This window comes from Paraburkholderia sp. (genome assembly GCF_035656215.1).
Classification (GTDB): domain Bacteria; phylum Pseudomonadota; class Gammaproteobacteria; order Burkholderiales; family Burkholderiaceae; genus Paraburkholderia.
On the sequence record NZ_DASRSY010000307.1, the window covers coordinates 1 to 9,425 of the forward strand.

A 9,425-nucleotide genomic window follows, 5' to 3' on the forward strand; every position below is an offset into this window, starting at 1 on the left:
GGTTGTCGTCAGCCCGCGATCGACGGCCACCATGAAATTGGCCGGCGCTGCCGCGAATTGGGTGTGGATACGATCGTCGTATTCGACGTGCATTGGCTGGTGAACAGCGAATACCACATCAATTGCGCGCCGAAGTTCGAAGGTGTCTATACGAGCAACGAACTGCCGCACTTCATCAAGAACATGCCGTACGCGTATCCCGGCAATGTCGGGCTCGGCGATCTGATCGCGGAAGTCGCGAATGAGATGGGCGTAAAAAGCCGCGCGCACAGTGAGACCACACTCGAACTCGAGTACGGCACGCTGGTGCCGATGCGCTATATGAATAGCGACCAGCACTTCAAGACCGTCTCGGTATCCGGCTGGTGCATGTGGCACGACCTTGAAACCAGCGCGCGCTTCGGCCTCGCGGTACGCAAGGCTATCGAGGAACGTTATGACGGCACCGTGGCGATTCTGGCGAGCGGCTCGCTGAGCCACCACTTCGCCAACAATGGCACGGCCGAGCAGTTCATGCACAAGGTATGGAGTCCGTTTCTCGAACAGATGGACCGCAGGGTGGTCGAGTTGTGGGAAGTCGGAGACTGGAAAACTTTCTGCGAGATGCTGCCGCTCTATAACGAGAAATGCTGGGGCGAAGGCGGCATGCACGACACCGCGATGCTGCTCGGCGCGCTCGGTTGGGATCGTTACGACGGCAAGGTTGAAGTCGTTACGCCGTATTTCGGCAGTTCGGGCACCGGTCAGATCAATGCGATCTTCCCGGTGACGCCCCTGCCCGCTTAAGTCCTGAGAAAGGAGCCTGCCGTGCCACATTTGACACTCGAATACAGCGCCAATCTTGCCGGCGAAGAAAGCATCGGACAGCTTTGCACATCGCTTGCTAACTGTCTCGATGCACAACGTGAGGATGAGAAACGCATTTATCCGCTCGGCGGCATCCGCGTGCGCGCTTTGCGCTGCGAGCAGTACTGCGTTGCCGACTGCAGAGCCGACGCTGCGTTTCTGCACGCGAACCTGAAGATCGCCGCGGGTCGCTCGGACGCCGCCAAAAAGGCGACAGGCGATGCGCTATTTGAAGTGATCAAACAGCACTTCGCCGCTGAGTTTGAAAAACACGGCCTGGCGTTGTCGCTGGAGATCAATGAATTCAGCGAGACCGGTACGTGGAAACACAACAATTTGCACGCACGGCTGAAAACCTGATACCTAAGTCTGGTACCCCATCCTGGTAGCGGCTTAGGGAAAAGGCCAGGTACCCGGGTTTGGCAGCGGTTTACAGAGAAGGCCTGGCATCCGGGCCCGGCAGCGGCTTAAAGAGAATCCATCATGCTAGACGAACAGACTATCCGCGATCTCGCGGCGCAACTCGACAATGCCGAGAAAACGCGCACTCAGCTACGCCACTTCTCGGCCCAGTATCCCGAGATGACGGTCCAGGACGGGTACGCTATTCAGCGCGAGTGGGTGAAGCTCAAACTGGCCGATGGCCATGTGATCAAGGGCCGCAAGATCGGCCTGACCTCACGCGCGATGCAGCGGTCCTCGCAGATCGACGAGCCCGACTATGCGCCGCTGCTCGACAGCATGTTCATCGAAAGCGGCCAGGACATTCGCGCCGACCGCTTCATTGCGCCGCGTGTGGAAGTGGAATTGGCTTTCGTGTTGAGCAAACCTTTGAAGGGCCCCGGCATCACACTATTCGACGTGCTGGACGCCACCGCCTACGTGACTCCAGCGGTGGAGATTATCGACGCGCGCATCGAACAATTCGACCGCGAGACGAAGGCGCCGCGCAAGGTCTACGACACCATCTCGGACTTCGCGGCCAACGCCGGCATCGTATTGGGTGGCCGTCCGGTACGTCCGATGGACGTCGACCTTCGTTGGGTTGGCGCATTGCTTTACAAGAACGGTGCCGTTGAAGAAAGCGGACTTGCAGCCGCGGTGCTGAATCACCCGGCGACTGGCGTTGCATGGCTCGCGAACAAGATCGCCCCATACGACGAGATACTGAACGCAAACGACGTGATTCTGAGCGGCTCGTTCACGAGCCCGATCCCGGCACGAGCGGGCGACACGTTCCACGTCGACTATGGTCCGCTGGGCGGCATTGGTTTGAATTTCATTTGAGCTCATTTGAGTTAATCGACATGTCCCTACCGCAGAACATATTCAAGCGCGCGCTGGCTGAGGGCAAACCGCAATTCGGCCTATGGGCTGCGCTCGCCGACGCCTACGTGACCGAGTTGCTGGCTACCGCTGGCTTCGATTGGTTGTTGATCGACAACGAGCACGCACCGAACGACGTGCGCAGCACACTGGCGCAATTGCAGGCCGTGGCGGCATATGCATCGCATCCGGTGGTGCGTCCGGTGCGCAGCGACAGCGCGTTGATCAAGCAACTGCTCGACATAGGCGCACAGACCTTGTTGCTCCCGATGATCGACACAGCAGAACAAGCCGCGGACGCCGTAGCGGCCACGCGTTACCCACCGCAGGGCATTCGCGGCGTGGGTAGTGCGTTGGCGCGGGCGTCGCGTTGGAACCGGATACCGGACTACCTGAACACGGCGGCAGACGAGTTGTGTGTCCTGGTGCAGGTGGAGACGGTGCAGGGAATGGAGAACCTTTCCGCGATTGCGGCGGTGGAAGGCGTAGATGCTGTGTTTTTTGGTCCGTCGGACCTGAGTGCATCGATGGGATTGCTGGGCAAGCCAGGAGACGCGAGCGTACGCGAAGCGATATGCAACGGCATCAGGAAGGTGCGGGACACCGGCAAAGCGGCGGGCGTCCTGGCGCCGGATCCGGGGATTGCCGCTGAGTATATGGCGGCAGGCGCGACGTTTGTGGCGGTGGGGACGGACACGGGGTTGTTGAGCCGGGCAGCGGCTGATCTGGCGGCGTCATATAAGAAGACTGCGGAAACAGCAACGCCCGTGAAGGGCGGGTATTGAGGAATTTGAGGAATGGCTGTCTTGTTTGCCTGCGCGGCGCTTTCTTGTCTGCCTGCGGCGTTGGGCTTTCCTTGATCTGGCTTCTTTGGGCGTTGGCCTTTCCTTGAATTCTTATTGGATTATTAGCGTCGCCCCTGTGCGGGGCAGGCAACCAGACAACAAGCGCCGCACAGGCAAAAAACCAAACCCTTATTCCCCCGCTGGCCAAGGCAATCCCACCGCCGACCAATCCAGCTCCACCCCAATAACAGACCGCTCCGCAGCAAACTGCAAAGCCAAAGTAACAGCAATGCAAGGCCGCCCACTGGCCAAAGAAAGATAAGGATTACTAGCCACAGCAACCCCTGGCAACAAAACCGCATTGCGAAAATAAGGCCGATGATCCCATCTCGCATTGCGAGGATTAGCCACAGGATGCAGCGAAGCTCCTTCGCTACTCCACGCCGGCCCCGGCACCTCATGCCCGATCTGCCGCCCCGAATCATCCAGAATAAAACAACTGATACAGCGATCAAACGTAGCCAACAAAGCAAACGCCTGATCCATCAAAGCGCCAGCCAGCAAATCATCAGCCGCACGGCTCAAAGCCGACCGATAAGGCTCGACCTCCGACTCGAACAACGCATACTGATGCGCCCGCCCCTGAGCAATCACATCGAAAGCATCATCGATCCGCCGATGCACCGACTCCGGCGGCGCAATCTCCGCAGCCGGCCGTCCAAGCAAATACCCCTGCGCGAAATCCACATTCGACTCAACAGCAAGAATCAACTCTTCAGTGGTCTCCACGCCCTCCACGACAACTAGCATCCCTGCCTGATGCAACAGCGAAACGAGCTTCGGCAAGATCGGCTGCCCGGAGCCGTGACTGGTCGCTCGAATCAGCTCGCCGTCGAGCTTCACGAGATCCGGCCGGATTCGCAACAGCCGGTCGAGGTTCGATTGACCCGCGCCGAAATCGTCGACGGCGATCAGGAAGCCGTGCTCGCGGTACAAAGCCGCGGCGCGCGACATGTCGTCGACGCTGCCTCCATGCGATTCGAGAATCTCGAGAATCACCCGCTGAGGTTCGAGCCCCACCGCCCGAACGATCATGGCAAGCTGATCCGCATAGCCTTCGGCGATAAACGTGGCAGGCAGAATGTTGAGGAACAGCCACGCGTCGCCGGGCAGCAATTTGCGCGCATTGGCCAGATGCACGGCATGACTCGCGCGATCGAGCGCGCCTTCGTCGCTGGACGGCTTCGGCGCGAACAGCACCACGGGGGGCACCAGCGTGCCGTCGCTCTGCTCGCCTCGCAGCAGCGCCTCGAAGCCCACCTGCTTCTGATGCGACAAACTATAGAGCGGCTGAAAGTGCGAAGTCAGGTAATAGTCATCCCAGAGTTGCCGCGGCGCCACCACCTCGCCCTCCGCAGAAACATCGGCGGAGAGCTTTTTTAGCGCATCGAGCGGCAACGCGCGTTCGGCGCAGACGCGGTTTCTGCCTGAATGCTTGGCGCGCAGCAAAGCTTCATCGGCGCGGTCGAGCAACACCATGATGCTTTCGCCGCTCCGGCGTTCGGCCACGCCGAAGCTCGCGCTCAGATGGCCGTCAGGGCGCTCGATCACGGCAATCGCGCCGCGCAGGCGCTCGGCTAGCGCCAGTGCGCCGGCCAGGTCGTCGCGCAGCAGCACCGCGAACTCCTCGCCGCCGATCCGGCTCACACTGTCGTCCGCGGCGGTCACCTCCATCAGCACCTGAGCGACCTGATACAGCGCATGGTCGCCGACCGCGTGGCCGAAGCGGTCGTTCAGCGATTTGAAACTATCGATGTCGAGAAAAATCGCGCTGACCCGCGCATCGGGTGTCATGGCTTCGAGGCGACGCTCGGCCTGCTTCACAAACGCACGGCGGTTTTGCAGGCCAGTCAGCGGATCGGTCGCGGCGAGTTGCGCCAATTGACTCTCGAGCAGAAAGTGGTTGCGCCGGAACCGGTAGAAGCTGAAGTGAAACACTGCGGAAGTCGGTATGCCGATCGCCACGATCCACGTCCACACGACCACGTCGACGTCAGCCGTGCGCGGCGCTCCGAACAGCAAGGCAAGCGCTGCCGCATAGAAAATCCCACTGCCGACGAGGAAATGCATCGGCGTAAGCCACAGCGGCGCGGCGCAGATCGGGATCGCGACCATGGCCGGCAGTATCCACAACAACGGCTGCTCGACGCCGGAGACGTTCAGCGCGAGACCGGCCACCAGCACCAGCGAGTACACGACACCGATGGCGCCGAACGTCCAGGTCGAACCGGCGCGTGGAATCGCCAGCACCAGCAGCGCGAGCACGAGCGCGCAGGCGAGCCGGTAAGCGAGCGGCGTCGCCGGCCCGTTGACCAGGTTGCGCGCCCCCACGAAACACAGGAACGCGACAACGGTAAACGCCATCGTCACGGTCGAAAGTGGACGTTGGTGTTCCAGCGATCGTTTATGAAAGCGATCGCGCAAACCCGGATCGGACAGTTGCTTCGTTGAGGTGGAAAGCATATTGATAGATATCAGGCTGGCTCCGCTTACTCGGCCAATGTATAACGGCAAACGTCTGATAAATATTTATGCCCTGCCCGCAAATAGAATTGCGCCCCGCCCAGTAAGGGCTACACCGCCATCACGCGATTTCGTCCCGAGCCCCTCGGCGGCGGCGAAGCGTTCGGCAAGCCGGACTTCAGTGGCACACCAACGCTATCTATGAGGCGTGAACATGCCCCGCGCATAACAGCATCGATCACAAACACTTTCCTGTGGACATTCACGGTAAGGAAGGGCGAAAAGCGCTTCGGCCGGCAAAAATTACGTGATTAACAGGCACCCGCTGCAATCGTTTGCGGCAGCAATGGTTCGGCTAAACCCGCAGAGCCCCTTCTGATACGTCACCAGGCACGCGTTGTGACCTACAATTATCGCTGCCGCCCGGCCGCTTCGCGCCGGCTCGCGGTGCACGGCAGAAGATTCATCCCGCCTCCTGCTGAACATCAGCGCGCACTATGCGCGCCGGCAGAGTGGGGACACACCCGTTGACGTGATCTCTGTGGAGCGCAGCAATGCCCTTTCCGGCACAAGACCATGGTTGCCCCGGCTGGAACGGGGAAATGGCGCGTCGCATCAGCGAATTCGACTGGGCCGTGACCGACCTCGGCGCCATAGAAAGCTGGCCGCGCAGTCTGACCGCCACCGTTCAAATGCTGCTCGCCTCGCCGGTGCCCCTCGTGCTTCTATGGGGCAAATCTGGCTACATGATCTACAACGACGCCTACGCGATATTCGCGGGCGGACGGCATCCGTATCTGCTCGGCTGCCCGGTCGAACACGGCTGGCCGGAGGTCGCCGATTTCAACCGGCATGTGATGCTCACGTGTCTCGCCGGCGGCACCCTGTCGTATCGCGACAAGGAACTGGTCCTGCTGCGCGACGGCAAGCCTGAAAACGTCTGGATGGATCTCTACTACAGCCCGGTCGCCGACGATAGCGGTGCACCCGCGGGCGTACTCGCGATGGTCGTCGAAACCACCGCACGTGTCCTCACCGAACGCTGGCGGCAACACGCCGAAGCCGAACTGCACGAGACCAACGAACGGCTGCAACTCGCGCTCAATACCGGCGCCGTGCTCGGCACGTGGGTGCTCGACGTGCGCACCGGCACCGTCACCGGCGACGAACGTTTCGCGCGCACCTTTTCGTTTCCGCTCGAAGAGGCCGCGAAAGGAGTCGAGCGCAATGCCGCGACACAAGTGATCCATCCGGACGACCAGCCGCTGAACGAGCGCCTGACGATCGACGCGATGCGCACTGGCGAGCCGTTTCGCGCCGAGTACCGGATTCGTCGCCCCGATGGCGACTATATGTGGGTGCAGGCGAACGGCCAGTGCGAGTTCGACGAACAGGGGGAGCCGACCCGTTTTCCCGGCGTGCTGATCGACATTCACGAACGCAAGATCGCCGAACAATCGCTGCGCCAGCTGACCGAAACGCTCGAACAACGCGTTACCGATGAGGTCGCGGCACGGGCGGTCGCCGAAGAGCAATTGCGTCAGGCTCAGAAGATGGAAGCAATCGGCAGCCTCACAGGCGGCGTCGCGCACGACTTCAACAATGTGCTTCAAGTGATCAACGGCAATCTGCAGATGCTCGCCGTCGATGCCAATGACAGTCCGGCCACGTTGCGGCGTTTGTCCGCCGCGACCGATGCCGTCAAACGCGGCGCGAAACTGGCCGCGCATCTGCTCGCCTTCGCGAGGCGCCAGCCGCTCTCGCCGACCGTGCTGAACCCGCGCCGCCTGCTCGCCGGCATGAGTGAGATGCTGCACCGCGCGCTCGGTGAGACCGTCAAGATCGAAACGGTGTTGAGCGACGACCTGTGGCACGTGCAGGCCGATCGCAATCAACTCGAAAACGCGCTGCTCAATCTCGCGATCAATGCGCGCGACGCGATGCAAGCCGACGGCACGCTCACCGTTTGCGCGACGAACCGCGTGCTGGACTCGACGTTTTGCCGCGGCAAGCCAGAACTCTCGCCGGGCGAGTACGTGGTGTTCTCGGTGACCGATACCGGTGCCGGTATGAAGCCCGAAATCCTGGCGCGCGTGTTCGAACCGTTCTTCACGACCAAGCCCGACGGCCATGGCACCGGCCTCGGCCTAAGCATGGTGTTCGGTTTCGTCAGACAAAGCGGCGGCCATACGTTGATAGACAGCCAGGTGGGACTCGGCACCACCGTCTCGCTGTTTTTCCCGCGCTGCTGCGAGCCGGAAACAGCCGAAGCCGTCGATCAGACCGCGGCACCGGTGGGCGGCGGTGAAACGATTCTGGTGGTCGAAGACGATGCGGATGTGCGCCTGACCGCCGTCGAAATGCTCGCGCAACTTGGCTACAAGGTGCTGACGGCATCGAGTGGCGACGCAGCGCTCGAATTCATCGATAGCGACGTGCCGATCGATCTGCTGTTTACCGACGTCGTGATGCCAGGCCAGGTGAAAAGCGTGGAACTGGCGCAGCATGCAGCGGCGCGCTCGCCCTCGGTGCCGACACTCTTCACCTCGGGCTATACGCGCGACGAGATCGTTCATCACGGCAAGCTCGACGCCGGCATCACGCTGCTCTCCAAGCCGTACCGGCGCGACGATCTCGCGCGCAAAGTGCGCGGTGTATTGCGCGTTGGAGCCGCCGACATGAGTGATGGGCAGATCGCCCCCTGCGTGCCGCGCACGGTCTACGATCCGGCCAGCGTGTCCGCAGCGTCCGATCCACGCGAAATCCTGCTGCACGCGTCAAACTCCGCGGGAGAAAACTTCCTCGCCAACGGCTCGGCAAGTTCGCTCGGGAATTCAATGGCAAGTCCGCCGTCACACCCACCCGGCACGCCGGCTCGCGTGCTGCTGGTCGAAGACGACGCCGATTCGCGCGATGCGGTCAGCGACCTGCTCGGCGCGCTGGGTCTCGACTGCACGGCGGTCGGGAGCGCCGAAGAAGCGCTGCCGCTCGTGCCCGCGCAACGTTTCGACATCCTGTTCACGGACCTGACCTTGCCCGGCATGTCCGGCGACAACCTGGCGCGTGCGGTGCTACGCCAGCAGCCAGACATCCGCGTGTTGCTGGTGTCGGGCTATGGCAGGAGTGCTGAGATTGGCGACGCCATCCCGGGCGCACGGCTGCTTGGCAAGCCGCTCGATATCTCGCAGTTGCGGCGCGAACTCGCGGAATGGCTCGATCACACGGAGGCTGCTTCGTAGGCTCGCCTCCGTTAATTCCGCTGCGTCACCTCACATTCCTTATTACCCGCGGTGGGGCCAGGCCAACTCGATATCGCCATCACACCGGTACCCGAACGTTTCGACGCCACCGGGCTGCATATCATTCCGCTCTTTCCAACCGAACCGTCCATCGTCGGCCCACGCGATCACCCGCTTGCGAAGAGCCGCTCGATCAAGGAACTGGCCGATTGTGAATGGGTTATCACAGGGGTGGCGGATAGCCTTGGCGTGCCAGGCCGCCGCTATCGCCGATCGCGGCGGCGCTCACGTCCATGCTGGTGTCGTACGCGAAAATCGGGCGTGGAATCAGGGGGCGTGAGTGCGCTGTGGCGACGGATGCTATTGGCCAATTTAGTAAACCACGACGGAGCGGATCGACTCGCCTTTCTTCATCAGGTCGAAGCCTTCGTTGATGCGTTCGAGCGGCAGACGGTGCGTGATCAGGTCGTCGATATTGAGCTTGCCTTCCATGTACCAGTCGACGATCTTCGGCACGTCCGTGCGGCCGCGCGCGCCACCGAATGCCGAGCCCTTCCACTCACGACCCGTCACCAGCTGGAACGGACGCGTGCTGATTTCCTCGCCCGCCGCCGCCACGCCGATGATGAACGACTGACCCCAGCCCTTGTGCGTGCACTCCAGCGCCTGACGCATCACCCTGGTGTTGCCGATACATTCGAACGAG

At 61.6% G+C, this 9,425-nt stretch carries 6 protein-coding genes and 2 pseudogenes; 6 read left to right on the forward strand and 2 right to left on the reverse strand.

Features of this window, described 5'->3' with window-relative positions; genetic code table 11:
- From hpaD to hpaI, 4 genes are all read left to right on the forward strand, one after another.
- On the forward strand, nucleotides 1-786 hold a 786-nt coding region (gene hpaD, locus VFE81_RS17505), incomplete at its 5' end, for a 3,4-dihydroxyphenylacetate 2,3-dioxygenase (RefSeq protein ID WP_325045802.1).
- Nucleotides 787-807: 21 nt separating this feature from the next.
- Nucleotides 808-1,206, forward strand: coding sequence for a 5-carboxymethyl-2-hydroxymuconate Delta-isomerase (locus VFE81_RS17510; RefSeq protein WP_325045803.1), 399 nt, complete (start codon nucleotides 808-810; stop codon nucleotides 1,204-1,206).
- Nucleotides 1,207-1,329: 123 nt separating this feature from the next.
- Nucleotides 1,330-2,133 (forward strand): 2-oxo-hept-4-ene-1,7-dioate hydratase, encoded by an 804-nt coding sequence (hpaH, locus tag VFE81_RS17515; RefSeq protein WP_325045804.1) that lies wholly within the window; start codon nucleotides 1,330-1,332, stop codon nucleotides 2,131-2,133.
- Nucleotides 2,134-2,153: 20 nt separating this feature from the next.
- Nucleotides 2,154-2,957 (forward strand): 4-hydroxy-2-oxoheptanedioate aldolase, encoded by an 804-nt coding sequence (gene hpaI, locus VFE81_RS17520; RefSeq protein ID WP_325045805.1) that lies wholly within the window; start codon nucleotides 2,154-2,156, stop codon nucleotides 2,955-2,957.
- A gap of 189 nt (nucleotides 2,958-3,146) precedes the next feature.
- On the opposite strand, the gene VFE81_RS17525 is transcribed toward hpaI, so the two are convergent.
- Nucleotides 3,147-5,480, reverse strand: coding sequence for a bifunctional diguanylate cyclase/phosphodiesterase (locus VFE81_RS17525; protein ID WP_325045806.1), 2,334 nt, complete (start codon nucleotides 5,478-5,480; stop codon nucleotides 3,147-3,149).
- A 554-nt stretch (nucleotides 5,481-6,034) separates the two neighbouring features.
- Here VFE81_RS17525 and VFE81_RS17530 point away from each other — a divergent pair.
- Both VFE81_RS17530 and VFE81_RS29000 read left to right on the forward strand, forming a co-directional pair.
- The gene (locus tag VFE81_RS17530) at nucleotides 6,035-8,719 is read left to right on the forward strand and encodes a hybrid sensor histidine kinase/response regulator (RefSeq protein ID WP_325045807.1); all 2,685 of its coding nucleotides are present in this window, start codon (nucleotides 6,035-6,037) and stop codon (nucleotides 8,717-8,719) included.
- A gap of 39 nt (nucleotides 8,720-8,758) precedes the next feature.
- Nucleotides 8,759-8,938 (forward strand): annotated as a pseudogene (locus VFE81_RS29000) (LysR substrate-binding domain-containing protein); the annotation flags it as partial.
- A gap of 153 nt (nucleotides 8,939-9,091) precedes the next feature.
- Here VFE81_RS29000 and VFE81_RS17535 read toward each other — a convergent pair.
- Nucleotides 9,092-9,425, reverse strand: a pseudogene (locus VFE81_RS17535) (S-(hydroxymethyl)glutathione dehydrogenase); the annotation flags it as partial.